30 protein-coding genes are annotated in these 24,521 nt (G+C 73.7%); 12 read left to right on the top strand and 18 right to left on the bottom strand.

The genetic code is table 11. From position 1 onward, the window contains the following. Window positions 1-30: 30 nt before the first annotated feature. Window positions 31-210, bottom strand: coding sequence for a hypothetical protein (locus FHX32_RS13125; protein WP_167181392.1), 180 nt, complete (start codon window positions 208-210; stop codon window positions 31-33). A gap of 107 nt (window positions 211-317) precedes the next feature. On the opposite strand from FHX32_RS13125, the gene FHX32_RS13120 reads away from it, so the two are divergent. Continuing rightward, entirely contained in the window at window positions 318-773 is a 456-nt protein-coding gene (locus FHX32_RS13120) for a hypothetical protein (RefSeq protein WP_167181390.1), read from the top strand. 70 nt (window positions 774-843) lie between these two features. Here the strand turns inward: FHX32_RS13120 and FHX32_RS13115 are convergent, their stop codons facing one another. Further along, window positions 844-1,326 (bottom strand): DUF2231 domain-containing protein, encoded by a 483-nt coding sequence (locus FHX32_RS13115; RefSeq protein ID WP_167181388.1) that lies wholly within the window; start codon window positions 1,324-1,326, stop codon window positions 844-846. 258 nt (window positions 1,327-1,584) lie between these two features. Between FHX32_RS13115 and FHX32_RS13110 the strand changes: the two genes are divergently transcribed. Together FHX32_RS13110 and FHX32_RS13105 are read left to right on the top strand one after the other, a co-directional pair. Then, a complete protein-coding gene (locus FHX32_RS13110; protein WP_167181386.1) occupies window positions 1,585-2,013 on the top strand; it encodes a Fur family transcriptional regulator in 429 nt (142 codons plus the stop codon). A gap of 57 nt (window positions 2,014-2,070) precedes the next feature. Further along, complete coding sequence (locus FHX32_RS13105) at window positions 2,071-2,934, top strand: oxygenase MpaB family protein (RefSeq protein ID WP_167181384.1); 864 nt, start codon at window positions 2,071-2,073, stop codon at window positions 2,932-2,934. Window positions 2,935-3,000: 66 nt separating this feature from the next. On the opposite strand, the gene FHX32_RS13100 is transcribed toward FHX32_RS13105, so the two are convergent. The 11 genes from FHX32_RS13100 to FHX32_RS13050 form a co-directional block, all read right to left on the bottom strand. Further along, entirely contained in the window at window positions 3,001-3,843 is an 843-nt protein-coding gene (locus FHX32_RS13100; protein WP_208418068.1) for a PD-(D/E)XK nuclease family protein, read from the bottom strand. Window positions 3,844-3,982: 139 nt separating this feature from the next. Then, entirely contained in the window at window positions 3,983-4,597 is a 615-nt protein-coding gene (locus tag FHX32_RS13095) for a MarC family protein (protein WP_167181380.1), read from the bottom strand. 40 nt (window positions 4,598-4,637) lie between these two features. Further along, window positions 4,638-5,504 (bottom strand): PHP domain-containing protein, encoded by an 867-nt coding sequence (locus FHX32_RS13090; protein ID WP_167181378.1) that lies wholly within the window; start codon window positions 5,502-5,504, stop codon window positions 4,638-4,640. 32 nt (window positions 5,505-5,536) lie between these two features. Then, window positions 5,537-6,793 (bottom strand): hypothetical protein, encoded by a 1,257-nt coding sequence (locus tag FHX32_RS13085; protein WP_167181376.1) that lies wholly within the window; start codon window positions 6,791-6,793, stop codon window positions 5,537-5,539. Beyond that, on the bottom strand, window positions 6,790-7,572 hold the full coding sequence (locus FHX32_RS13080; RefSeq protein WP_486481037.1) for a SigE family RNA polymerase sigma factor: 783 nt from the start codon (window positions 7,570-7,572) through the stop codon (window positions 6,790-6,792). Before FHX32_RS13080 ends, FHX32_RS13085 begins: the two co-directional genes overlap by 4 nt. A gap of 102 nt (window positions 7,573-7,674) precedes the next feature. Beyond that, entirely contained in the window at window positions 7,675-8,547 is an 873-nt protein-coding gene (locus tag FHX32_RS13075; protein WP_167181374.1) for a PH domain-containing protein, read from the bottom strand. Between the two features lie 6 nt (window positions 8,548-8,553). After that, window positions 8,554-8,712, bottom strand: a complete 159-nt coding sequence (locus tag FHX32_RS13070) for a hypothetical protein (protein ID WP_007455302.1) — start codon at window positions 8,710-8,712, stop codon at window positions 8,554-8,556. 116 nt (window positions 8,713-8,828) lie between these two features. Beyond that, window positions 8,829-9,515, bottom strand: a complete 687-nt coding sequence (locus tag FHX32_RS13065; protein ID WP_486481036.1) for a DUF6758 family protein — start codon at window positions 9,513-9,515, stop codon at window positions 8,829-8,831. Window positions 9,516-9,611: 96 nt separating this feature from the next. Then, window positions 9,612-10,235 (bottom strand): TrmH family RNA methyltransferase, encoded by a 624-nt coding sequence (locus tag FHX32_RS13060; protein ID WP_167181372.1) that lies wholly within the window; start codon window positions 10,233-10,235, stop codon window positions 9,612-9,614. 62 nt (window positions 10,236-10,297) lie between these two features. Further along, window positions 10,298-10,831, bottom strand: coding sequence for a hypothetical protein (locus FHX32_RS13055; RefSeq protein WP_208418067.1), 534 nt, complete (start codon window positions 10,829-10,831; stop codon window positions 10,298-10,300). A gap of 101 nt (window positions 10,832-10,932) precedes the next feature. Further along, window positions 10,933-11,448, bottom strand: coding sequence for a MaoC family dehydratase (locus FHX32_RS13050; RefSeq protein WP_167181368.1), 516 nt, complete (start codon window positions 11,446-11,448; stop codon window positions 10,933-10,935). A 540-nt stretch (window positions 11,449-11,988) separates the two neighbouring features. On the opposite strand from FHX32_RS13050, the gene trxA reads away from it, so the two are divergent. The 3 genes from trxA (at window position 11,989) to FHX32_RS13035 (ending at window position 13,839) form a co-directional block, all read left to right on the top strand. Then, window positions 11,989-12,351 (top strand): thioredoxin, encoded by a 363-nt coding sequence (gene trxA, locus FHX32_RS13045; protein WP_088997255.1) that lies wholly within the window; start codon window positions 11,989-11,991, stop codon window positions 12,349-12,351. Window positions 12,352-12,478: 127 nt separating this feature from the next. Further along, window positions 12,479-12,919: a hypothetical protein gene (locus tag FHX32_RS13040; protein WP_167181366.1), complete on the top strand. Its 441-nt coding sequence runs from the start codon at window positions 12,479-12,481 to the stop codon at window positions 12,917-12,919. Next, complete coding sequence (locus FHX32_RS13035; protein ID WP_167181364.1) at window positions 12,916-13,839, top strand: HTTM domain-containing protein; 924 nt, start codon at window positions 12,916-12,918, stop codon at window positions 13,837-13,839. The genes FHX32_RS13040 and FHX32_RS13035 overlap by 4 nt, the downstream gene beginning before the upstream one ends. Before the next feature lie 78 nt (window positions 13,840-13,917). Here the strand turns inward: FHX32_RS13035 and FHX32_RS13030 are convergent, their stop codons facing one another. Further along, entirely contained in the window at window positions 13,918-14,331 is a 414-nt protein-coding gene (locus FHX32_RS13030) for a thiol-disulfide oxidoreductase DCC family protein (RefSeq protein WP_167181362.1), read from the bottom strand. A 102-nt stretch (window positions 14,332-14,433) separates the two neighbouring features. Here FHX32_RS13030 and FHX32_RS13025 point away from each other — a divergent pair, with 102 nt between their 5' ends. Beyond that, on the top strand, window positions 14,434-15,480 hold the full coding sequence (locus FHX32_RS13025) for an Rv2578c family radical SAM protein (protein ID WP_167181360.1): 1,047 nt from the start codon (window positions 14,434-14,436) through the stop codon (window positions 15,478-15,480). Between the two features lie 61 nt (window positions 15,481-15,541). Next, window positions 15,542-15,949 carry a CoA-binding protein gene (locus FHX32_RS13020; RefSeq protein WP_167181358.1) on the top strand — a complete coding sequence of 136 codons (408 nt, stop codon included), beginning with the start codon at window positions 15,542-15,544 and terminating at the stop codon, window positions 15,947-15,949. Window positions 15,950-15,982: 33 nt separating this feature from the next. Here FHX32_RS13020 and FHX32_RS13015 read toward each other — a convergent pair whose 3' ends face one another. After that, window positions 15,983-17,179, bottom strand: a complete 1,197-nt coding sequence (locus FHX32_RS13015) for an acyl-CoA dehydrogenase family protein (RefSeq protein WP_167181356.1) — start codon at window positions 17,177-17,179, stop codon at window positions 15,983-15,985. A 179-nt stretch (window positions 17,180-17,358) separates the two neighbouring features. On the opposite strand from FHX32_RS13015, the gene FHX32_RS13010 reads away from it, so the two are divergent. Then, the gene (locus FHX32_RS13010) at window positions 17,359-17,895 is read left to right on the top strand and encodes a DUF4190 domain-containing protein (protein ID WP_167181354.1); all 537 of its coding nucleotides are present in this window, start codon (window positions 17,359-17,361) and stop codon (window positions 17,893-17,895) included. Here FHX32_RS13010 and FHX32_RS13005 read toward each other — a convergent pair. After that, window positions 17,889-18,728, bottom strand: coding sequence for an SDR family NAD(P)-dependent oxidoreductase (locus tag FHX32_RS13005; protein WP_486481105.1), 840 nt, complete (start codon window positions 18,726-18,728; stop codon window positions 17,889-17,891). The two genes, FHX32_RS13010 and FHX32_RS13005, sit on opposite strands and share 7 nt — an antisense overlap. Window positions 18,729-18,915: 187 nt before the next feature. Between FHX32_RS13005 and FHX32_RS13000 the strand changes: the two genes are divergently transcribed. Then, the gene (locus FHX32_RS13000) at window positions 18,916-19,434 is read left to right on the top strand and encodes a DUF4190 domain-containing protein (protein ID WP_167181349.1); all 519 of its coding nucleotides are present in this window, start codon (window positions 18,916-18,918) and stop codon (window positions 19,432-19,434) included. Window positions 19,435-19,492: 58 nt separating this feature from the next. Here FHX32_RS13000 and FHX32_RS12995 read toward each other — a convergent pair whose 3' ends face one another. Continuing rightward, the gene (locus tag FHX32_RS12995; protein ID WP_167181347.1) at window positions 19,493-20,449 is read right to left on the bottom strand and encodes an HpcH/HpaI aldolase/citrate lyase family protein; all 957 of its coding nucleotides are present in this window, start codon (window positions 20,447-20,449) and stop codon (window positions 19,493-19,495) included. A 127-nt stretch (window positions 20,450-20,576) separates the two neighbouring features. On the opposite strand from FHX32_RS12995, the gene FHX32_RS12990 reads away from it, so the two are divergent. After that, on the top strand, window positions 20,577-21,401 hold the full coding sequence (locus tag FHX32_RS12990; RefSeq protein ID WP_167181345.1) for an SDR family NAD(P)-dependent oxidoreductase: 825 nt from the start codon (window positions 20,577-20,579) through the stop codon (window positions 21,399-21,401). A gap of 23 nt (window positions 21,402-21,424) precedes the next feature. Continuing rightward, on the top strand, window positions 21,425-22,228 hold the full coding sequence (locus tag FHX32_RS12985; RefSeq protein ID WP_167181343.1) for a GNAT family N-acetyltransferase: 804 nt from the start codon (window positions 21,425-21,427) through the stop codon (window positions 22,226-22,228). 29 nt (window positions 22,229-22,257) lie between these two features. Here FHX32_RS12985 and FHX32_RS12980 read toward each other — a convergent pair whose 3' ends face one another. Further along, window positions 22,258-24,468 carry an APC family permease gene (locus FHX32_RS12980; RefSeq protein WP_486481035.1) on the bottom strand — a complete coding sequence of 737 codons (2,211 nt, stop codon included), beginning with the start codon at window positions 24,466-24,468 and terminating at the stop codon, window positions 22,258-22,260. Window positions 24,469-24,521 lie beyond the last annotated feature (53 nt).

Below are 24,521 nucleotides of genomic sequence, written 5' to 3'. Positions count from 1 at the left end.
GGTGGTGCGGTCGGCGCTCCGCCGAGCGGGTCAGTCCCAGTGCGGCGGGCGCTCGGCGAGCAGCCAGTCGTCGTTCCCGCCGGCCCGCTCGCCCCAGCCCCGGTCGGTGTCGTCGGCGGTCTGCTCAGGCAGCACCACGAAGTCGTCGCTCAGGTCGACCGTGCGGTCGTCGTCGCCGCGTACCGGCGTCCCGGGGTCCTCGGTGCTCACGAGCGGCAAGACTAACGCAGCCGCGCCTCGGCCGACCGGCACCGAGCCGGCCGGACCGGCCGCGTCCGGCCGGCCGCGGGGCGGGTGCGTTGGTAGCGTCGGACGGCGTGACGACCCCCAGCTCCGGCAGCTCCCCGGACGACCAGTGGCGGCGACCCGACGCCGGCGCCGAGGGATCGCCGAACCAGCCCCCTGTCGTGCCGACCGAGCCGGCCCGGACCCCGCCACCGCCGGACGGGTCCGCCTGGGCGCCGCCAGCACCGACGACCGGGCAGCCCGCTCCGGCCACGCCGACCGGAACGGCCCACCCCCCGCCGCCGGCGGCGCCCGGCCGACCGGCGGGCGGGTACGCCGGACCCCCGCCGACCGTGCCGCCCCCGGCCGGTTGGCGACCGCCGGTGCACCTGCAGCCGCCACCGCCCCGGCCCCTGCCGCCGCAGGACATGGTCGGCCTCGATGCGGCGGAGCAGCGGGCGCAGCGGGTCACCTGGGGTGTGGGCGTGGTGGCCGGGGTGGTGCTGGTGGTGCTGTGCTGCCTGCTCTGCTCGCGCATCCTCTTCTGAGCGACCGCCGCCGACGACCCGGATGCCCGGTTCCCCGCCGAGCGCACCGGCAGGAGCAGCCGCCGCCGGATCAGAAGGTGTTGCCCCAGACGGCGTCGGCCCCGGAGTGCCCGGTCAGGTAGACGTAGACCAGGGAGGCCACCCCCAGGGCGATCACCACCACCGACAGCGCCGGGACGGCCCAGTTCGGCAGCCGCGGTACCCGGGGGTGCCCACTGGTCAGCGCCACCAGCAGGAGGGCGCCGACGCCGAGCGGCAGGGTGTACCGGAACAGCAGGTCCCCGTAGCGGGAGTGCTCGTAGATCTTGTCCAGGATCTCGCCCTGGAAGCCCCGCGCGACCTGGTGGTCGGTCAGCCGCTCCCCCGACTGGACGGCCACCCACGCGGTCAGCGGCGCGATCACGGCGAGGGCCCCGACCGCCCAGTCCAGCCGGGACCGGAACCGGGGCAGCGCCACGTACGCGGCGGAGAAGAGCGCCAGCAGCGGCACGAACAACACGACCGCGTGCACCACCAGCACGTGTACTGGAAGACCCAGCACCTTCAGGAACATCGACAACCTCCGGGGCAGTTCGCGGTCGCGGGATGCCAGCGTACGGTGCGCCGGTCGACCCGCCCAGGACTCTCACCCGGGTCACACGCGCCCCCGGCCGGTCCGGTTCACCGGACTGGCAACGATCTTCACCGAAGATTCGCCAGCGCTCCCATCGAGCTGCACCGAAAGATCAACGCCGGTCACCAGGCTGTGGTCGGGGCCACCTCGTCCCGGAGCTCGGTTGTCGACCCTCCGCACCCGTGCTGTCATTGGCACATGTCCAGTGGCGAGGATCTGCTCCGGTCGAGGGGCCTGCGGGTGACCCGGCCGCGCCTCGCCGTGCTCGAGGTGCTGTCCGCCGGCGGCCACCTCGAGGTGGACGAGATCACCCGGCGGGTGCGCGAGCGGCTCGACTCGGTCTCCACCCAGGCCGTCTACGACGTCCTCGGTGCGCTGTCCCGGGCCGGCCTGTCCCGCCGGATCGAGCCGGCCGGCAGTCCCGCCCGGTACGAGGCCCGGGTCGGCGACAACCACCACCACGTGGTCTGCCGGGGCTGTGGCGAGATCGCCGACATCGACTGCGCGGTCGGCTCCGCCCCCTGCCTCGACCCGAACGTCGACAACGGCTTCGAGGTGGACGAGGCGGAAGTGACCTTCTGGGGCCTCTGCCCGGCCTGCCAGGCTCGCCGCTCCGCCGACGACTGACCAGGGCCGCGCACCCACGACCGCCGGACCAGCCCTCGGCCGTGGCACGCTGGTTCGGTGAACTCGGATGACGTCGGCCTGTTCGGTCCCGGCTCGGTCACCTGGAAGGTGCACGAGGAGCCGATCCTGCTCGTCGCGGGCCTGCGCTCGCTGTACCTGCAGGCGCTGCACCCGCGGGCGATGGCCGGGGTGGCGCAGAACAGCAACTACCGCACCGACGCCTGGGGCCGCCTGGTCCGCACCGCCACCTACGTGGCCACCACCATCTACGGCACCACCGCCGAGGCCGAGGCGGCCGGGTTGCGGCTGCGGCGGCTGCACGCCCGGATGCGGGCCACCGACCCGGCCACCGGGGAGCAGTTCCGGATCGACGAGCCCGACCTGCTGCGCTGGGTGCACGTCACCGAGATCGAGTCGTTCCTCGACACCGCACGCCGGGCCGGGCTGCCGCTGACCGACGACGAGGTGGACGGCTACTACACCGAGCAGCGGCGGGCGGCCGCCCTGGTCGGCCTGGATCCACGGACCGTGCCGGGCACCGCCGCCGAGGTGGCGGAGTACTACCGGCGGATCCGTCCGGAGCTGCGGATGACCCGGGAGGCGGCGGAGACCGCGCTGTTCCTCACCGCCCCGCCGCTGCCGTGGAAGCTCAGCTTGCCGGTCCGGGTCGGCCTCACCCTCGGCCCGCCCCGGTGGGCGTATTTCGGGATCGCCGGCACCGCGCTGGCGCTGCTGCCGGCCTGGGCCCGGCGGATGTACGGCGGCCTCGGCCTGCCGACCACCGCGCTCTCGGCCGACCTGACGGTACGGGCGCTGCGCCTCGCCCTCACCGCGCTGCCCCGCCGCTACCGGGAGGGGCCGATGCAGCAGGCGGCCAAGGAACGGGCCGCCCGGCTCACCGCCACTCCGCTGCCCGGCTGACCGCCGGCCGGGCCGCACCCGCGGAGTCACCTCGTGCGACCCGGGACGGTCGACGCGTTGAGACGATCACTCCTGACCGGGGAGCGCGTCGCTCGGCCGCTCGATGGCCGCCCACGGCTCCTTGCCGGGGGCCTGTGCGCCGGCCGGGCAGCTGCGCCGGTAGTCGCACCAGCCGCACCGGGGGCCCGGAGTGGTCGGGAACGCCTCGTCGGGGTCGCCGCCGTCGGCGACGGCCCGTTCGGCGGCCATGATGTCGCGCGCGGTCTCCTCGGCCCGGGACACCTGCCGGGCGAGCGACTCTACGGTGTGGTCGTGCCCGGCCACCGTGCCGGTGGGCAGGTGGTGCAGCTCGACCCGGCGGCACGGCCGGCGGAACACCCGCTCGGCCGCGTACGCGTAGAGGGCCAGCGCCTGCGAACCGCGCGCGTCGTCGGCGTCCAGCCCGGTGCGGCCGGTCTTGTAGTCGACGATGACCAGCTCGGGGCCGGCCGGCCCGGGGCGGGAGTCGATCCGGTCGGCCCGGCCGTTGAAGGCCAGCACCGCCGTCTTCACCGCGACCACCCGTTCCACGCCGAGCGGGTCGACCTCCGGGTCGAGGGTGGCCACGTAGGACTCCAGCCAGCTCAGCGCCCGCCGGTAGGCGGACCGCTCCTGCTCGTCGTCACGGTAGCCCTCGCGGACCCAGGTGCCCTTGAGCAGCCCGGCCAGCGCCTCCGGCCGGCGTCGCTCGGGTGGCAGCGCGTACCAGTTGCGCAGGGCGGTGTGCACGCTGGCGCCGAGGGAGTTGTGCGCCCAGGGTGGGCCCTTCGGCGGGGCCGGACGGTCGACGTAGGAGTAGCGGTAGCGCCGGGGGCAGTCCGCGTACGTGCCGAGTTTGCTGGGCGTGCAGACGAAGAGCCGCTCCGGCATGCCGTCGAAGCCGAGCTGCTCGGGCTGGGCGTCACGCGGTCGGGGCGCCCGGCCCCCCGCGGCGGAGGGCCGACCGGCTGAAGATGCTCGTCGCACACCGGGATCCTGCCACCCGAGGCCGACAGAACCGGTACGGCGGTCAGGCCGCGCCGGTGTACTGGGCCACGAAGGCGGCCACCGCGTCCGCGATGAGCTGCACCGCGATGGCGGCCAGCAGCAGGCCGGCGATCCGGGTGAGCACCTCGATCCCGCCCGGACGCAGGATCTTGACGATCCCGCCGGAGAACCGGAGCACGATCCACACCGCGAGCATCACCGCCACGATCCCGGCGGCCACGGCGGTGTAGTCCGTGGCCCCGTCGGCCTGCTGCACGAAGAGCATGGTCGCCACGATCGCGCCCGGCCCGGCCAGCAGCGGCGTGCCGAGCGGCACCAGGGCGATGTTCGAGGTGACCTGCTGGCTCGGGTCGTCGGTCTTGCCGGTCAGCAACTCCAGCGCGACCAGGATCAGCAGCAGGCCGCCGGCCGCCTGCAACGCGGGCAGGTCGACGTGCAGGTAGTCGAGGATGGTCTGCCCGGCCACCGCGAAGACGACGATCACGCCGAGCGCCAGCGCCACCGCCTGCCAGGCCGCCCGGTTGCGGTCCCGGGCCGGCAACGGACCGGTCAGCGCGAGGAAGATGGGCATCATGCCCGGCGGGTCGACGATCACCAGCAGGGTCACGAAGACCTCGCCGAACAGCTTGACATCCACGCGATCAAGGTAGCCGTGGCGCTGGAGGCGGAAACGCGGATCAGCCGGAAGCGACCTCGGTCACCCCGGACGCCTCGGCGACGAGCCGCTCGTACGCCTCGGGTTCGGTGTAAAACGCGCCGAGCCGGACCGTCTTGTGCGTGCCATGGAAATCGGACGACCCCGTCACCAGCAGGCCCAGCTCGGCGGCGAGCGCGCGGACGTGCGCCCGCTCGGCCGGCGAGTGGTCCTCGTGGTCGGCTTCCAGGCCGGCGAGGCCGACCCCGGCCAGCTCTGCGATCAGCTCGTCCGGCACGATCCGTCCCCGCCGGCTGGCTCGGGGATGGGCGAAAACCGGCACGCCGCCGGCCGCCCGGACCAGCCGGACCGCGTGGAAGACGTCGATGTCGTCCTTGGGCAGCCGGTAGCGCTCCCCCAGCCAGTCCGGCCCGAACGCCTCGGTGGTGCTCGCCACCAGGCCGGCCCGGATCAGCGCCTGCGCGATGTGCGGGCGGCCCACCGTGCCGCCGGCCGCAGCGGCGAGGATCTCCGGCCAGCTGACGTCAACGCCGTCGGCCCGCAGCATGGCCACGATGCGCTCGCCGCGCACCTGCCGGGCGAGCCGCACCCGGGCCAGCTCCGCGGTCAGCGCCGGGTGGTCCGGATCGAACAGGTACGCCAGCAGGTGCAGCGGCACCGCCGAGTCCGGGCCGTACCAACGGCAGGAGAGTTCGGCGCCGCGCACCAGGCGGAGCCCGGCCGGCAGCGCCCGCAGCGCCGGGTCCCACCCGGCGGTGGTGTCGTGGTCGGTGAGCGCCACGACGTCCAGCCCGGCGTCGGCGGCCGCCCGCACCAGCTCGGCGGGGCCGAGGGTGCCGTCACTGGCGGTGGAGTGGGTGTGCAGGTCGATCCGCGGGCGGGAACTCACCGCCCGACGCTACCCGGCCCGGGACGCCCCGGTCATCCGGTGACCACCACCAGGCGCTCCCCGGACCGCAGCCCCGGCACCGGGGCGGGGGTGGCCCGCTCGCCGGCGAGCACCGCGTCCACCCGGGCCCGCACCAGGCCGCCCGCCGCGTCACCGTAGACCACTGTCTGGTCCGCCGCCCAGGCGGCCGCCCCGGCCAGCGGCGGCCCGGCCGGTAGCGCGGTCAGCGTCCCGGACCCGAGCGCCGTCAGGTCGACCAGGAGCGCGGCGTCCTTGCCGGCGGCGCGCCCGTTCAGCACCAACCACCGGCCGTCGGCGGAGACCGCGCCGCGGCCGTCGGTGCCCAGGCTCGGCCCGCAGGCGGTACGCGCCGGCGTGAGCGTCGGATCCAGCAGGGCGAGGCAGGGTCGGCGCGGCGTGCCGGCGGACACCTGGGCGACCAGCCGGCCGTCGGGCAGGCTGCCGTAGACGTACGTGCTGGTGTCGTCGGCGGCCGGGACCGGCGCCTCGCCGCCCGGTCGCCACACGAGGTGTCCCGGCCGGGTGGGGTCGAGGCGGGTCAGCAGGCGGTCGCCGGCGAACCGCACCGGCTCCGCCCCGGCCGGTAGCGCCGTCCGGACGGTGGCGACGAGCTGTCCGCCGACGATGCCGGCCGCGACCAGATCCGTGCCCTCCCGCCAGGCGACCTGGCGTCCGTCGTCGCTGAGGGTGATCTGTGCCGCGCCGGCGAGCAGCACCTGCGCGGTGCCCCGGGGCGGCACCAGCCAGAGCGACCGGCCGGCCACGGTGGGCGCGCCGACCACCAGCCAGCCGCCGCCGTCCGGTGCCCGCTGGGCCCGCTCGACCGGGCCGACGTCGAGCAACGGGATCCGGCTGCCGTCCGCGCCGGCGATGGTGCTTCCGATGATCAGATCCACCTCGCCGCGATCCGGGCCGACCGGCGCGGTCACGGCCGCCGTCGGTTCCGGCAGCGGGGAGGCGTACGGGTCACCGAGCACCACCGTCGGTGTCCTGGGCGGCCCCTGCTCCTCACCGAGCTGCGCCATTCCGGTGGTGAGCAGCGCGGTGGCCACCGTGGCCAGGGCCAGCCCGGCGGCGGTGCGCCGGCGGCGGATCCGGTCGGCCCGGCGGATGGCCAGCCCGGCCGGGTCGGCGGCGAGCGCGTGGGGCACGGCGACCTGGCGGGACAGCGTCTCCCGCACCGCTCGTTCCAGCTCGTCCTGCCGCACGTGGAGTGGACGCGTCGGGCCGACCGTCTGGTTGCCACGGCGACCCGACCGGGCGGTCACCGAGCCTCCATGGCGGTGCCCGCCGGTACGCCGGAGCGGGCCGGCACGGTCACCGGGACGACCTCGGCGTCCGCCTCCGACGTCGGGGCGTCCGCCGCCTCGGGCGGCGCCCCGGCGGGCACCGCCGTGGGGGCGGCCGGGGTGGGCGGGCGTTCGGGGCCCGGGGTGGCCGGTGCGGCGCCCGGCCGGGGGGTCGGTGCGGCGGTGGCGCCCCGGCCGGCGGCGCGGCGCGCGGTGGGCGGCCGGGCCGGCGCCGGTTCGGTCTCGGCGGGCAGGCCGAGCGCTCCCTCGGCGCCCAGCCGGCGGCGCAGGGTGTTCAGCGCGCGGGAGGTCTGGCTCTTCACCGTGCCGGGCGAGATCTCCAGCAGGGCGGCGGTCTGCGCCTCGGACATGTCCTCGTAGAAGCGCAGCACCAGCACCGCCCGCTGCCGTGCGGGAAGGGCCTTCAGGTGCCGCCAGAGCAGATCCCGGTCGAGCTGCTGCTCGATCTCGTCGACCCCGGCCCGCTCGGGCAGCACCTCGGTGGGGCGCTCACCGTGCCAGCGCCGCCGCCACCAGCTGGTCGAGGTGTTCACCATGACCCGGCGGGCGTACGGCTCGATGGCCTCGATCCCGCCGAGCCGCTTCCAGGCCAGGTACGTCTTGGTCAGCGCGGTCTGGAGCAGGTCCTCGGCGGTGGCCCAGTCACCGGTGAGCAGGTACGCGGTACGCAGCAGGGGGCCGGAGCGGGCCGCGACGAAGTCGCGGAACTCCTCCTCCAGCGGGTCCCTGCTCGCCACGTCCACCTCCGCGCCCTGTCCTGCCTGGCACGCTGCCATGTCCGGACGGGTCGGGTCGACGCCCAAAGGTGTGCAGTTCATCCGATGTTCGGACGAAAACGTTCACGCCCCGTCGTCGGCCTTGGCCTCGTCGGCCTCTTTGCCCAGCCGCGCCTCGACCGCCTGCGGCTCGTACATCTCTTCGACCACACGCAGGTAGAGCTCGTTCGGGTTGGGCAGGTTCTTGATCTCGCGGAGGGCCTGCTCCTGGCCGGCGGACTCCAGCACGAAGGTGCCGTAGTTGAGCGCCCGGCCGGCCGGGGTCTGCTCGTACTTCATGTCGGTGACCCGGACCAGCGGCATCATCGCCACCTGGCGGGTGATGATGCCGTTGACCACCATGACCCGCTTGTTGGTCAGGATGAACCGGTCGTACCACCAGTCGGCGACCTTCCAGGCCACCCAGCCCATCACGGCGAACCAGAGCAGCACGGCGATGGTGGTGAGCGCGCCGACGTCCTGGCCGGCGAGGAAGCCGGAGAGGTAGCCGAGCACGAAGGTGGCCGCGATGCCGACCAGCAGCGGCGTGGAGAGGTGGATCCAGTGCCGCTTCCACTCGCCCCGGTAGCGCTCGGTGGGGAAGAGGTAGCGGGCGACCAGCGAACTCGGCTCGTCCTCCAGCGGCAGCACCCGCCGGGGCGTCATGCCGGCGGCGTCGGCGCGCAGCCCGGCCAGTTCCTCTTCGGAGATCGACGGGTAGCCGGCCTCGGGGTCACGGACCCAGGCGCGGCCCGAGCGGCCCTCGCGGGCGTAGCCCGCCCCGGCGCCGTAGCCGGCGTCGTCGGAGAGGGAGGGGCCGTCGGAGAGGCCCGGGCCGGTGCCGTAGCCCGGCCCGTCGTCGGGCCGGTACGGCGGGATCGGCTCCGTGTCGCGCTCCCGGCGCTCCCGGTCGTCGGGGTCGTCGGGGTCGAAGGGTGGACCGGAGGGGCTGCCCATCGGCGGTCAGGCGACGAGGCTGGTGAAGAAATCGCCGAAGCCCTGGGCGATGTCCATGATGCCGCCGCCCAGCGACTTGAAGACATCCGCCGCGGAGTTCGGCCGGTAGGCGACGAAGAAGATCAAGAATGCGATTCCGGCCCAGGTGAGGACCTTCTTGACCATGGCGGGCCATCCTCTCGCGCGGCGCCGGGTCCCATTACCGCAGCGGCACCCAGAGTATCAGTGTGGTGTCGTACAGTGAATATCTGCGTCCGTTCTCCGTCATTCCGGGAGACATGTCAAGCCCTCCCGTGCAGGTACGGAGACGGTGCGCCGTACACGAGTTCGGGTGGCGTCCACTCGGTCAGGTCGTGCAGCACGACGTCCTCCGCGAGCAGGTGCCCCGCACTCGCCGGCCAGGCTATCGCATGCAGCCACATTCCCCGAGCCTCGCCCGCGTACGCGCTTCGATCCGCCGGTGAATTCACCAACCACAGTGGAGTCGGGTGACCGCCCACCCTGATCCGAGCCTGTCCGACGTGCTCGGGATGACCCGGTCCGGGGTCGGTCAACGCGTCCGCCAGTTGTGGACCCGGATCCGGGCCCGGCATGCCGGCGAGCCGGGTGCCCAGGCCGACGCCCGGCTCCTCGGCCACGAAGACCAGGTCGGCGGGGCCGCCGGCGAGCGGCGACGGCCCCGCGCAGGCGACCGCGGTGGCGCGGACGCCGGTGCGGTCGTCCCCGGCGTACGCCACGCCGGTCATCGTCCAGCCGGTCGGCAGCGGCCACGGACACCAGAGCGGGACGGCCGGCCGCTTCGGCGGCTCGGCCGCGGCGGTGATCCGGTCGACCACACTGGCCACGATCTCCGCTCCGATGTGCTCGGGCACGTGCAGCGGCGGGACCGGCCCGCAGTTCAGGCAGCGCGATTCGGTGTGCATCAGGTCCGGCGCCCGGACCGGACCACCGCACCTGGGACAACTCACCGCGACACTCACCTTTCCACCGTCGCCCCGCACCGCCGGTCCGTCAAGCGGAGCGCCGGTTTCGGTGGCCGGTGATCGCCCGGGCGGTGCCGGGCCTCAGTCCGGTGCCGGGCCGGCGTGGGCGCGGACCCAGGCGTGCATCGCGATCCCGCTGGCCACCCCGGCGTTGATCGACCTGGTGGAGCCGTACTGCGCGATCGAGAAGAGCTGGGCGCAGGCGGCCCGCGCCGGGTCGGAGAGCCCCGGTCCCTCCTGCCCGAAGAGCAGTACGCAGCGCCGCGGCAGCGTCGTGGTCTCCAGCGGCCGGGAGCCGGGCAGGTTGTCGATGCCCACCACCGGCAGCTCCCGCCCGGCCGCCCAGGCGACGAACTCCTCGATCGTCGGGTGGTGCCGGACGTGCTGGTAGCGGTCGGTCACCATGGCGCCCCGGCGGTTCCACCGGCGCCGGCCGACGATGTGCACCTCGGCGGCGAGGAAGGCGTTGGCGTTGCGGACCACGGTGCCGATGTTGAAGTCGTGCTGCCAGTTCTCGATGGCCACGTGGAAGTCGTGCCGGCGGTGGTCCAGGTCCGCCACCACCGCCTCGTGCCGCCAGTACCGGTAACGGTCCACCACGTTGCGCCGGTCGCCCTCGGCGAGCAGGACGGGGTCGTAGCGCGGGTCGTCCGGCGGGTCTCCGCGCCACGGTCCCACGCCGACGTCGAGCTGCTCATCGGTCACGGTCTGGAGAGGGTACGGCCCGGGCGCCGGCGCGCCGGCGTGACCCCGGGGACCGGTGCGGCTCAGCGCAGCCCCAGCGCGCCGCCGAGGCGGTCGAGGAAACGGCGGTCGGCGGGCGACTCGCCGGCGGGCGGCCCCGGTGCGCCGACCGGCGTCGCCCGGCACACCCGGGCGGCCACCGACTGCACCCACTGCCGGTACGCCGCCGAGTCGGCCGGGTCGGCGCGCCGGCGCAGCACCCGGACCGCGGCGCGGCAGGCGGCGAGCAGGTCCACCAGGTCGGTGAGCCGGTCGGTCGGTTCGGGTGCGCCGTCGTGCCGGGCATAGATCGCGGCCACCACCGCGCGGACCAGGTCGCTGTCGAAGGCCCGGCCGGCGGCGACCGCGTCCAGGCCGGCCAGCCCGGCGGCGACGCCCCGGCGGGGCCGCCCGGGACCGGGCGCGGCGGCGGCCACGACGACCCGGCCGGGCAGGTCGGTCAGCAGATCCCACTCGGCGGCGGAGTAGACGGCGGTGGTCAGCGGTGCGGTACGGCGACCGGCAGAGGGCGGCTCTCCGGCGAGGGAGTGGCTCATGGGGACCTCCGGCGCCAGCATATGCCCCGGATCGGGAAAAGGGCCCCTTCCATCCGGAACCGGGGTGGAAGGGGCCCGTCGCGTCGCGGACCCGTCGTCGAAGTGCGACCGGCGGAACCGGGTCAGCGCGGCTCGGGGAAGCTCGGGCGCTCCGGGTCGACGCCCTCGGGCACCGCGCCGGCCGCGTACTCCCGCTTGGGGACCATCACCCGGCGGCGGAAGACGCAGACCAGCGTGCCGTCCTGGTTGTAGCCCCGGGTCTCCACCGCGACCACGCCCCGGTCGGGCTTCGAGGAGGACTCCCGCTTGTCCAGCACGGTGGTCTCGCCGTAGATGGTGTCGCCGTGGAAGGTCGGCGCGACGTGCCGCAGCGACTCGACCTCGAGGTTGGCGATCGCCTTGCCGCTGACGTCCGGCACGGACATGCCGAGGAGCAGGGAGTAGATGTAGTTGCCCACCACCACGTTGCGCTTGAACTGGCTCGCCGTCTCGGCGTAGTGCGCGTCCATGTGCAGCGGGTGGTGGTTCATGGTGAGCAGGCAGAAGAGGTGGTCGTCGTACTCGGTGACCGTCTTGCCCGGCCAGTGCCGGTAGACCGCGCCGACCTCGAACTCCTCGTAGTAGCGGCCGAACTGCATCCTTGTCCCCTTCGACGGGCGGCGATGGAGTTCGGCACAGCATGCCTTATCGAGGGTTAAGGAGATGAGCGGGGCGTGGGCCGTGGGGAAATGTCACACCGGCCGACCCGAGGGGAGACGCAATGAGCGGCGGGGCCCTCCCCGGCACCCGCCGCCCACGCTCTGATGCGAAAGATTCTGCCGGACGCCACCCGCAGCGGACAGAGACGGAGGTCACATTTATCTTTTTGTAACACTACTCTCTGCAATTAAGGGTCGAGCCGTAAGCGATCTCCAGGGGCCGAATCCCCGCTTGTCAAGCGTGAAGTTACCGATCGGTGTTGCGGAACCGTGCCGATCTCCTTGGAAACGCTCCCATCACATGGGGTCACGCAAATGCGTACTGCACATGCGGACCGCACGACGCCGTTCGGACAGATGGCGGTCGATGACGAGGATCACCTTCCCGGGCACGTTTCCGCACCCCCCGGGCGGGAATCCGACGGGGTACGTCCTCGTTCCACCAGACGTAGCTATTTCGCGGTGATCGGAAGGACTCCCATGGCAACCGTAGAGCTGACCACGGCAAACTTCGACGAGGTGACCAGCGGCGACGGCATCGTCCTGGTCGACTTCTGGGCCGACTGGTGCGGTCCCTGCAAGCGGTTCGCCCCGGTCTACGAGCGCTCGTCGGAGAAGCACCCGGGCATCGTCTTCGGCAAGGTCGACACCGAGGCGCAGCAGGAACTGGGCGCCAAGTTCGACATCCGGTCCATCCCCACGATCATGGCTATCCGTGACGGTGTGATCGTCTTCGCGCAGCCGGGCGCGCTGCCCGAGTCGGCGCTGGAGAACCTGATCGAGCAGGTCGAGGCCCTCGACATGGACGACGTCCGCAAGCAACTGGCCGAGCACAAGCACTGACCGACCACCACGACGGCCGGGTCCCCACCCACGGGGCCCGGCCGTCGTCGTGCTCCGCCGGCGCGCCGCGCAGCGGACGCCGGAGGCACCCCGCGAGCCGGCGCGCGTGGCGTATCGTCACGACCCGATGGAGACTCTGACCACCCGCGGCCGCGCGGCGCGACTCGCCGCCACCGCGCTCGGGCTGGCGGTACTGGTGGCGGGCACCGTCTGGGGCACCGACGACCACTTCCCGTTCGGGCCGTTCCGGATGTACTCGACGTCCAACCCGCCGAGCTCCCCCGCCCCGGACACCCGGGTGGAGGGAGTCGACGCCACCGGCGCGGTGGTCGGCCTGGGCGAGCAGGCCACCGGCATCCGCCGGGCCGAGATCGAGGGCCAGCAGGACCGCTACGCCGCCGACCCCGCGCTGCTCGCCGAGGTGGCCGACGCGTACGCCGAACGCAACCCGGACGCGGCGCGGCTGGTCGAGGTCCGCATCGTGATCCGCTGGCACGGCATCCGGGACGGCCGGCCCACCGGCCGGTGGACCGACGAGACCGTGGTGAGCTGGCAGGCGCCCCGATGACCCGCTGGTTGACCGAGCCGGTCCCCCGGGGGCGGGTGGCCGCCTTCCGTACGCTGATCTATCTCTTCGTCGCCGCGGACCTGGTGTTGTTCACCCCCTGGGTGCGCACCCGGGTCGCGGTGCCCGGCGAGCTCTACCAGCCGCTGCTGGTCGGACGGCTGCTGCCGCTGCCCACCCCGACCCCGGCGGTGGTCGGCGTCATCTTCTGGGCGCTGCTGCTGCTCGCCCTGCTCGCCGCCACCGGTCGGGCGCCCCGGCTGCTCGGCTGGGCGGTCTTCGCGCTGTACTTCGAGTGGATGATCGTCGCGATGAGCTACGGCAAGGTCGACCACGACCGGTTCGGCCTGCTGGTGGCGCTCGCGGTGCTGCCCACCGCCGGCCGGGCCCGGCACGGTGACCCGACCCGCACCGAGGCCGGTGGGTGGGCGTTGCGGGTCACCCAGATCGCGGTGGTCTGCACGTACTTCCTCGCCGCCTGGGCCAAGCTGCGGTTCGGCGGCCTGGACTGGCTGACCGGCTCGGTGCTGGCCCGGGCGATCATCCGCCGCGGCACGGAACTGGCCGACCTGATCGCCAGCGTGCCCTACCTGCTGATCGTCGCCCAGTTCGGCATCGTCGCGTTCGAACTCGCCAGCCCGGCGATCTTCCTGCTCCGGGAGCGCCGGCGGCTCTACACGGTCGGCTTCTTCTACTCGTTCCACCTGGTGACGTTCGCGACCATCACCATCTCGTTCGCCCCGCACCTGGCGGCGATGACCAGCTTCCTGCCGCTGGAGCGGGTCCGCCCGCTGGTCTGGGCCCGCCGCCTCGTCGGCCGCCGGCGCGGCCCGGCGGACACCGGACCCGTCGACGTGGCGGCCCCACCGGCGCCACCGCGCGCCGGACCGGCGGTCACGGAGCCGGAGCCGGCTGGACAGTAGGACGCGGCCTGGCGGCCACCCGCCGGGCCGGGCGACCGACCGCCGGGCCGGGCGACCGACCGCCGGGCCGGGCGCCGATCAGGCGCCGGGACGGCCGGCCGGGCCGTAGAGCCGCTCCCGCGCCTCCTGCGGCAGGGAGCAGGCGGCCGTGCCGCCGGGCATCCGGTGCCGGTTGCGGGCCACCCAGCGGTACGCCGGCCAGGCGGCCGCGCGCACCGGCGGGAAGCGCAGGCCGGCGCCGGCGACCCGCCAGAGGGGCCCGCTGTCGCCGAGCAGCTTGGCGATCGCGTCCGGACCGGCGGCGCGGGACCCGTCGGCGCCCACCCACTGCACCGCCTCCTCGCACTCGGCCTCGGTCAGGCCGAGCGCGGCCAGGTCGGCGAACTGCCAGGGCACCACCCGGACGCCGGTCGGGATCCGCCGTTCGATGAACTCGGCGCAGCGGGTGCAGAACGCGCAGTCCCCGTCGTAGACGAACGTCGACCTCTCCATGCCCCCATCCTCCACCCACCCCCGCCCGGGCCGGTGGTCGAGGTGGCCGGGAACACGGCGGGTCGCTTGCGCTCGACTCGTACGCATGTTCGAATGGGGCCCATGCGCTGGGACAACCTCTCCGCTCCCCCGGACGAGGGCGTTCCCGGGCGGGCAGCGCCAGCGACGCCACCCCTGCCGCTGGCGCTGCCCGGCGCGGTCGTCCGCACCTTCGACACCCCGGGCTTCGCCGGGATGACGTTCTACGAGGTGCACGCCAAGTCCATCATCAACAAGGTCCCCGGCGCCTCCCGCGTCCCGTTCGAGTGGACCATCAACCCCTACCGTGGCTGCTCGCACGCGTGTGTGTACTGCTTCGCGCGGAACACGCACACCTACCTGGACCTCGACGCGGGAGCCGACTTCGACCGGAAGGTGATCGTCAAGGTCAACGCCGGGGAACTGGTCCGGCGGGAGCTGGCCGCGCCGCGCTGGCGGGGCGCGCACATCGCGATGGGCACCAACGTCGACTGCTACCAGCGGGCCGAGGGGCGCTACCGGCTGATGCCGCAGATCATCGCGGCGCTGCGGGACTTCGCCAACCCGTTCTCCATCCTCACCAAGGGCACGCTGCTCCTGCGCGACCTCCCGCTGCTGCGGCAGGCCGCCGAGGTGACCCGGGTCGGCGTCTCCTATTCGGTCGGCTTCGTCGACGAGCGGCTCTGGCGGACCGTCGAGCCCGGCACACCCAGCCCACGCCGGCGGCTGGACGCCGTCCGGGCGCTCACCGACGCGGGCTTCAAGGTGGGCGTGCTGATGGCGCCGATCCTGCCCGGCCTCGGCGACGGCGACGAGTCGATCGAGGCCACCGTGTCCGCGATCGCCGCGGCGGGGGCGTCCAGCGTCACCCCGCTGGCGCTGCACCTGCGTCCCGGCGCCCGCGAGTGGTACGCGCGCTGGCTCGGGCGGGAGTTCCCGCACCTGGTGCCCCGCTACCGCGAGCTCTACCGCTCCGGCGCCTACGCCCCGCAGGCGTACCAGCGGGAGCTGACCGCGCGGGTGCGGATCGCCGCCCGCCGGCACGGCCTGCACCGAACCGAACGCGGCGAGAACCGTAACCTGCCCGAGCCGCCGGCGCTCCCGGTCACCGAGCAGCTCACCCTGCTGTGAGGCGCCGTGCGAGCCGGCCGCTCGGCGGCGGTGGGCCGCCCGGCAGAGTTAGAGTCGGCGCGTGCGCTCCGCTCAGCAGATCCTCGCCGACTCCGCCGTGATCGCCGTCGTGGGCGCGTCCCGCGACCCCCGCAAGGCCGCGCACAGCGTGCCGTTGCAGATGCAGCGGTACGGCTGGCGGATCATTCCGGTCAACCCGACGGTGGACGAACTCTTCGGCGAGCGGGCCTACGGCTCGCTGGCCGACATCCCGCACCCGGTCGACCTGGTCGACATCTTCCGGCCGGCCGCGGACGCGGTCGAGGTGGTCCGCGAGGCGGTGGCGATCGGCGCACCCGCGGTCTGGCTGCAGCTCGGCATCGTCTCGCCCGAGGCGCGGCGGATCGCCACCGAGGCGGGCATCGACTACGTCGAGGACCGCTGCCTGATCGTCGAGCGCGCCGCCGCCGGCCTCACCCGGCTGAGCTGACCGGGCGGGCCGGTCGGACGACCGCCGCCCGGGTCAGAGCTTGTACTCCTTGAGCAGGCCGCGGGAGATGATCGTCTTCTGGATCTCCGAGGTGCCCTCGCCGATCAGCAGGAACGGGGCCTCCCGCATCAGCCGCTCGATCTCGTACTCCTTGGAGTAGCCGTAGCCGCCGTGGATGCGGAACGCCTCCTGCACCACCTCCGCGCAGTACTCGGAGGCGAGCAGCTTGGCCATGCCGGCCTCGACGTCGTTGCGCTGGCCGGCGTCCTTGAGCCGGGCGGCGTTCACCATCAGGGCGTGCGCCGCCTCGATCTTCGTACCCATCTCGGCGAGCTTGAAGGCGACGGCCTGGTGCCTGGCGAGCGGCTGGCCGAAGGTACGGCGCTGCTGGGCGTACGCGACGGCGAGCTCGAAGGCGCGGATGGAGATGCCGCAGGCGCGGGCGGCGACGTTGACCCGGCCGACCTCGATGCCGTCCATCATCTGGTAGAAGCCGCGGCCGACCTTCTCCTCGCCACCGAGCACGGCGGTGGCGGGCACGGTCACCCCGTCGAGCACCATCTCGGTGGTCTCGACGCCCTTGTAGCCCATCTTGTCGATCTTGCCGGGGATGGTCAGGCCGGGCGCGGTCTCGCCGAAGCCGGGCTCCTTCTCCAACAGGAAGGTGCTCATGTTGCCGTAGACCGAGTCGGCGCCGGTGTCGGTCTTGACCAGGGTGGCCACCACGGACGAGTAGGCGCCGTTGGTCAGCCACATCTTCTGGCCGTTGATGACGTAGTTGTCGCCGTCGCGGACCGCCTTCGACTTGATCGCCGAGACGTCCGAACCGCACTCCGGTTCCGACATCGAGAAGGCGCCGCGCACCTCACCGGTGGCCATCTTCGGCAGCAGCCGGGCCTTCTGCTCGGCCGAGCCGTGCTGGGAGATCAGGTACGCCACGATGAAGTGGGTGTTGACGATGCCGGAGATCGACATCCAGCCGCGGGAGAGTTCCTCCACCACCAGGGCGTAGGTCAGCAGGGACTCGCCCAGGCCGCCGTACTCCTCGGCGATGGTGAGCCCGAACAGCCCCATCTCACGCATCCCGTCGAGGATGTCGCTGGGGTACTCGTCGGCGTGCTCCAGCCGCTGGGCGTGCGGGATGATCTCCTTGTCGGCGAACTCCCGGACGGTTTCCAGGATCGACCGCTGCTCGTCGGTCAGGCCGGGCGTCTGGGCGAGTCGAGCCATCTCAGCCTCCGGGGGAATCGGCGCCTTACTCATGGGTAACTGAACGCTCGGTCAGTATCGGCCGCGCGACCGGCGACGCCAAGGTGACCAGTCCACACAACCGCTGTGAAAAGGTTCACCGCTACCGGTAGCGTCCGGCAAGAGGGGCGTGATCCGCCACCGGTAGGAGGAGGACACCCGTGAGCCAGCCACCGCCGGGTCCGCCGGATCCGGACCGACCGCCGTCGCCCTGGGAGCCACCGCCCCCTGGACAGGAGCCGTTCCCGGGGCAGGAGCCCTCGTCGGGACACGGGCCGCCGCCGGGGCAGGAGCCGCGCTCGGGGTACGGGCCGCCGTCCTACGAGCAGCAGCCGGCATACGGGCAGCCGTCGTACGAGCAGCCCGGCCAGCCCCCACACGCCCCGCAGTGGGGACACCAACCCCCGTACGCCCCGCAGGGGCCCTACGGCCAGTACGGCCCGCCGTCGCCCGGACCGACCCGGGGCACGAACGTGCTGGCCATCCTCTCGCTGGTCTTCGCGTTCGTCTTCTCGCCCGCCGGCATCGTCCTCGGCCACCTGGCCAAGCGACAGCTGCGGACCAGCGGCGAGGAGGGCGACCAGCTGGCCACCTGGGGGCTGATCCTCAGCTACGTCTTCACCGGGCTCGGCCTGCTCGTCTGCTGCGGCTGGATCGCGCTGGTCGCCTTCGCCGGCGTCGACAGCACCAACTACTGACGGAACTGCGCCTCGCGGACGCTGTTCCCGCCGTCCACCACCAGCATCTGGCCGGTGATGTAGGAGGCGGCCGGCGAGCAGAGGAAGGCGATGGCGGCGGCCACCTCGTCCGGCGTGCCCGGCCGGCCGACCGGCGTACCGAGGCCCTGCTTGATCTCGGCCATGGTGGACGCCGCGGTGTAGATGGTGCCGGGCGCGACCGCGTTCACGGTCACCCCGTCGGCGATCATCTCCATCGCCAGCGCCCGGGTCAGCCCGACCACGCCCGCCTTCGCCGCCGCGTACGCCGCCTCGGTCGGCAGCGCGTTGACCGGGCCGGCGGTCGCCGCCAGGTTCACGATCCGCCCCCAGCCCCGCTCGGCCATCCCGCCGATGAACGCCCGGCTGCACAGGAACGCGGTGGTCAGGTTCCGGTCGATCTCGCCCCGCCACTCGTCGTAGCTGAGCTGGGCGACCGGGCGCAGCACCTCCGGGCTGGCCCGGCTGGCCAGGCCGGCGTTGTTGACCAGTACCTCCACGTCGCCGAGCTGCTCGGCCACGGCGTCGGCGAGCGCGCCGACCTCGGACTCGTCGGTGAGGTCGGCGACGAACCCGGTCACCCCCAGCTCGCTGGCCCGTTCGTGGATGCGCCGGGTGGTGGAGACGATGGCCACCCGGGCGCCCAGGTCGGCGAGGCGGCGCGCGGTCGCGTACCCGATGCCGTCCGGGCTGCCCGCCCCGGTCACCAGGGCGACCCTCCCGTCGAGCCGCATGGTCACCGGCTCCGGCAGCGGCGCCGGTTCGTCCAGTCCGGGGGTGGCCGCGGCCACGCCCGCCCGGCTGCGCCGGGCCAGCCCGGGGCGGCTCGCGTCCCGTCTCGGTCGGCTGCCGGAGCGGTCCGCCGCTCGCGCGTCAATCACCATGTCAGGATCCTGCCCGGTTATCCCCGGCCGGGCAACGCGGCACCCGGTGGCGGGACCACGCGGTTTGCGCGTCGCTGGCTACCCTGACCGCGCACCCGCACCCCTACGGAGAAGACGCATGACTTATCCCCCGCCGTCCGGCGGCTGGAACGACCCGGCGTGGTCGGGCCAGCAGTCGAGCCCACCGGCCGACCCGACCCTGCCGATCAGCGGTCAGCCCGTGCCCACCCAGCCCACCGCCGCCGAGCCGCACCCCGGCGGCGACCCGTACGCCGGGATGAAGTCGCCCGGCCAGCCCGGTGACCCGTACGCCGCCGGCTACCCGCCGCCCGCCTATCCGGGCTACGGCTACGGCTACGGCTACCCGCCGCAGCAGAAGACCAACGGCCTGGCGATCGCCGCGCTGGTGCTCTCCCTGGTCGGCGTCGGGTCGTGCATCACCGCCCCGATCGGGGCCATCCTCGGGCACGTGGCCCAGAAGCAGATCCGGCAGACCGGCGAGGGCGGCGAGGGCATGGCGAAGGCCGCCATCATCGTCGGCTGGATCCTCACCGGCCTGCTGGTGCTGGTGATCCTCTTCTACGTGGCGGCCATCGTCTTCGCCATCACGCAGTCCGACAACAGCAGCAGTTACTGAAGACGCACCGTGCCGCCCCGGCTCGGCCGGGGCGGCAGGGGCGGAGGACCGGGCGGTGCTATTCGGCGGGCGGGGTGAAGCTGGACGTCCGGCTCATCCCGGCCGCCCGCCCCTTGGCGGCGATCACCAGCGCCATCTTGCGGGACGCCTCGTCGATCATCTCGTCGCCGAGCATCACCGCGCCGAGCTTGCCGCCCGCCTCCGAGGTGTAGTGCTCGTACGCGTCGAGGATCAGCTCGGCGTGGTCGTAGTCGGCCTGGGCCGGCGAGTAGACCTCGTTGGCGGCGTCGATCTGACCCGGGTGCAGCACCCACTTGCCGTCGAAGCCCAGCGCGGCCGACCGCTTGGCCACCTCGCGGAACGCGTCCACGTCGCGGATCTGCAGGAACGGGCCGTCGATGGCCTGCTTGTCGTGCATCCGCGCGGCCATCAGGATCCGCATCAGGATGTAGTGGTACGGGTCGCCCGGGTAGTCCGGAATCAGCGCGCCGACCACCAGCGACTTCATGTTGATCGAGGCCATGAAGTCGGCCGGCCCGAAGATGATCGTCTCGACCCGCGGCGAGGCGGCGGCGATCGCGTCGACGTTGACCAGGCCGGCGGCGTTCTCGATCTGCGCCTCGATGCCGATCCGGCCGACCTCCAGGCCGAGGGTCTTCTCCAGCTGGGTGAGCGTCATGTCGAGCCACTGCACCTGTGCCGCGTTCTGCACCTTCGGCAGCATGATGCAGTCCAGGTTGGCACCGGCGCCCTCGACCACGTCGATGACGTCCCGGTAGGTCCATGGGGTGGTCAGGTCGTTGACCCGGACCACCCGGGTCTTGCCGGACCAGTCGCCCTCGTTGAGCGCGGCCACGATGTTCTTCCGGGCGTCCGGCTTGGCGAGCGGGGCGACCGCGTCCTCCAGGTCGAGGAAGACCTGGTCGGCCGGGAGGCCCTGGGCCTTGCCGAGCATCTTGACGCTGGAACCGGGTACCGCGAGGCAGGACCGGCGGGGGCGACCGACTGCGGCCATGGGTGCGCTCCTTCCAGCGTGCGGCGGGCACGCCGACGCCAGCTGACGAGAATCCGAGAACTTAACGATCCCAAAGGGCGTTGTGACGCCACGGTAACCTCGCGCCATGACCGGGGTGAATGGACCTGTGGAAGATGTCACTGGGCGCCGACTCGTGGTGGTGACCGGGGCCAGTTCGGGTATCGGCCTCGCGGCGGCGGTGGATCTGGCGCGCCGCGGTGACCAGGTGGTACTGGTCGGGCGCGACCCGGCCCGGTTGCAGTCGGCGGCCGAGCAGGTACGGGAGGCGTGCGGGGAACGGCCCGAGCTGTTCCGCGCCGACTTCGCGGTGCTCGACGACGTACGCGGGTTGGCCGAGCGGCTGCGGGCCGCGTACGACCGGATCGACGTGCTGGCCAACAACGCCGGCGCGATCGCGCTCCAGCCGCTGACCACTGTAGACGGCTTCGAGCTGTCGATCCAGGCCAACCACCTGGCCCCGTTCCTGCTCAGCAACCTGCTGCGGGACCGGATCGGCCGGATGGTGGTCACCGCCTCCGGCGCGCACCGCAGCGGCACCCTGGACCCGGACGACCTGAACGCCCCGCTGCGCCGTTACCGCTCGATGACCGCGTACGGCACCAGCAAGCAGGCGAACATCCTGTTCACCGCCGAGGCGGCCCGGCGCTGGCCGCAGGTGCTGTCGTACTGCTTCCACCCGGGCATGGTGCGCACCCGGTTCGGCAACGACAGCCGGCTGGTCGCGCTCGGCATGCGGATGCTGCCGTTCCGTAGCCCGGAGAAGGGGGCGGAGACGCTGGTCTGGCTGGCCAACCAGGATCCGGCCCGGCTGATCGACGGCGGCTACTACTTCGACCGGCGGCCGCGCCGGCCACTGCGCAAGGCCGCCGACCCGCAACTGGCCGCCCGGCTCTGGACGGCCAGCGCCAAGGCGGTCGGCATCGCCGAGTAGCGCCGCCTGCCATACTCCGCCGCATGACGACGGGGAACGACGCCACCGCCACACCATCGACCGGCGCCACGCCGACCGCCGGGGTCGCACCGGCCACCCAGCGGGAGCGGGCCGGGTCGGGTGACACCCTGACCGTGCTCGCGACGGCGGACCCGGAGTTGACCGCCCGGCTGGACCGGGAGCTGACCGCGTTCAACAACCGGGCCACCGGCGCGGACGACGAGGCGGAGCTCAACGTCCGGGTCACCGACGTCGACGGCGAACTGGTCGCGGGGCTGACCGGTTGGACGTGGGGCGGCTGCGCCGGGATCAACATGATCTGGGTGCGCGCGGACCGCCGGGCCGAGGGCTGGGGCGGCCGGCTGCTGCGGGCGTTCGAGGCGGAGGCCGGCCGGCGGGGGTGCACCGAGGTCTCGGTGTCGTCGTTCTCGTTCCAGGCGCCAGAGTTCTACCGCCGCCACGGCTACCTCGACACCGGCCGCCGGGAGGGCATCCCGGGGGGCCACGTCGACCACCACTTCTGGAAGTCGCTGCGCACCGACCCGGCCGCCGCGCTCCGCGTCGTCGCGCTGGTCGACCTCGCCGACGCGGCCGTCGAGGTTGGCCAACGGTACGAGGACGCGGTGCTCGGCCTGCTCGGCCGGCACGGCGGGCGGGTGGAGCGCCGGCTGCGCACCGGCGACGGGCGTACCGAGGTGCACCTGATCCGGTTCGACACCCGCGCGGGCTACGACGCCTTCCTGGCCGACCCGGAACGGGTGGCGCTGCGCGCCGCGCTCGGCGACGCCGCACCGCAGGCCCGGGTGCTGGAGGTACACGAGGTCTGACCCAGCCGTGGCGCGGCGGCGGCCGGCCGCTACTCGGTCAGGTGTACCGGGACGCTGGTGACCACCACGGCGGGCAGCGGCCGCAGCGCGGAGCGCAGTCGCTGCTCGGCACGGCTGTGCAGCGGCCGGTGCCAGCGGCTGCGGACCACCACCTCGGGCACGATCACGGTCAGCACCAGGTCGGACCGGGCGGCGTGCAGGGCCTCCAGGTAGTGCGCGAGCGGCCCGATCACCGCCCGGTACGGCGAGACGATCGTCTCCAGCCGGACGTGGTCCCCCCACGCCCGCCACTGCGCGCGGAACCGGTCCGCCTCCGGCTCCTCAGGGGCGATGTGCACGGCCAGGGTCGGCTGGCCGAGCGAGGCCGCGTACGCCAGCGCCCGCAGCGAGGCCCGGTTCAGCCGGGCGACCGGCACCACCACCAGGTGCCGTACCTGCTGGGGCAGCTCCTCGCCCTCGGGCGGCGCCGGACCGGCCGTCGGCGGCAGGGCCGGCACCACCGGTGGCGCGGGCGCCGGGCCGGCCGGTGGCGGGTGCAGCGCCAGCGACCGGTGCAGCAGCGCGTAGTGCCGGTGGATCGCCGTGCCGAGCAGCACCAACAGCGGTACCCCGACCACCACCACCCAGGCGCCCTCGATGAACTTGGCGACCGCGGCGGTGACCAGCACCAGCCCGGAGAGCGCCGCGCCGACCGCGTTGACCGTCGCCCGGCGGCGCCAGCCCGGCTCGCGCCGGCGTCGCCAGTGGACCACCATCCCCGCCTGGGACAGGGTGAACGCCAGGAACACCCCGACCGCGTAGAGCGGGATCAGCGACTCGGTGTGCCCGCGGAACGCCACCAGCACGGCCGCCGCCGCGACGGCCAGTGCGACCAGTCCGTCGCTGAACGCCAGCCGGTCCCCCATGTGCAGGAACCGGCGGGGGGCGTGGTTCGCCCGGGCCATGAAGAACAGCAGCCGGGGAAAGCCGTTGAATGCGGTGTTCGCGGCCAGCAGCAGGATCAGCGCGGTGGCCGCCTGGACCAGCCCGTACCAGGGGCCGGTCGGGAAGGTGACCCGGGCGAGCTGGGAGAGCAGGGTCGCCTCCGGGGTCGGCGCCACCCCGGTCAGGTGGACCAGCCCGGTCAGGCCGGCGAAGAGCAGCACCAGCATGGCCACCATCCAGCCGAGCGTGGTGCGGGCGTTGCGCCACTCCGGCGGCCGGAACACCGGGACCGCGTTCGACACCGCCTCGATGCCGGTCATCGACACCGCCCCGGACGAGAACGCCCGCAGCACCAGCAACAGCCCCAGCCCCTCGACCGCCGGCGCCGGCGGCGGCGGGACCGGCGCGAACCCACCCGCGGCCGCGCGGGCGTAGCCGACCGCGAGCAGCGCCAGCAGCGCGACCACGAAGGCGTACGTGGGCAGCACGAACAGGTTCCCGGCGGTACGCACCCCGCGCAGGTTGCCGGCGAGCAGCAGGGCGATGGTGAGCACCCCGAGCGGCACGGTCCACCCGGCCAGCTGGGGCAGCGCCGAGGTGACCGCGTGCACCCCGGCGGCCACCGACACCGCCACGGTGAGCACGTAGTCGACCATCAGGCCGGCGGCGGCCGCGAGCCCGGCCCGGGGTCCCAGGTTGTCCCCGGCCACCACGTAGGAGCCGGCGCCGTGCGGGTAGGCGACGACGGTCTGCCGGTACGACACGCCGACCGTCACCATCAGCACGGCCAGCCCGGCGGCCAGCGGCAGCGACAGCCCCAGCGCGCCGCTGCCGGCGAGCAGCAGCACGGCCAGCATCGCCTCCGGCCCGTACGCGACCGAGCTGAGCAGGTCGGAGGAGAGCACCGGCAGGGCGACCAGCTTGCGCATCCGCTCGTAGAGGACCGCGGAGCTGCTCAGCGGCGGCCCGAGCAGGGCGCGCCGGAGCCGGGTGACGGTCCGGCCGAACCGGGTTCCGGGCAGGTTGGCCGGCTCGGTGGCGACCAGTTCGTCCGGCTCGCCGAACCGGAACATCGCGACCGGGGCGAGCCGCCCGAACCGGCTCGGCTCGGGCTGGCCACCGGTGCGGCGCAGGGTGGGGTCGACCGGTAGCGCCCCGGGCGGCTGGTCCCGCCGGGCCACCCGCCACTGGTCACCGATCCGCCGCAGCGCCGCCAGTTCCTCCGCAGCGAGCGGCGGAAACTCAGCCGACGGCGTAACGAGGCTCCCCCCGGCACCTCCCCCACCCACCTCGCCCACGCCACCCCCGCAGCCCACCCACGCCTCCCTTCCTCGCACTTTCACGGAAAGAGGCCCCTCCGGCGGCGGAA

Source organism: Micromonospora sp. CNZ280 (assembly GCF_011759515.1).
Note: the sequence above shows the minus strand (reverse complement) of the source record. Positions and strands in the feature narration are given on the sequence as shown.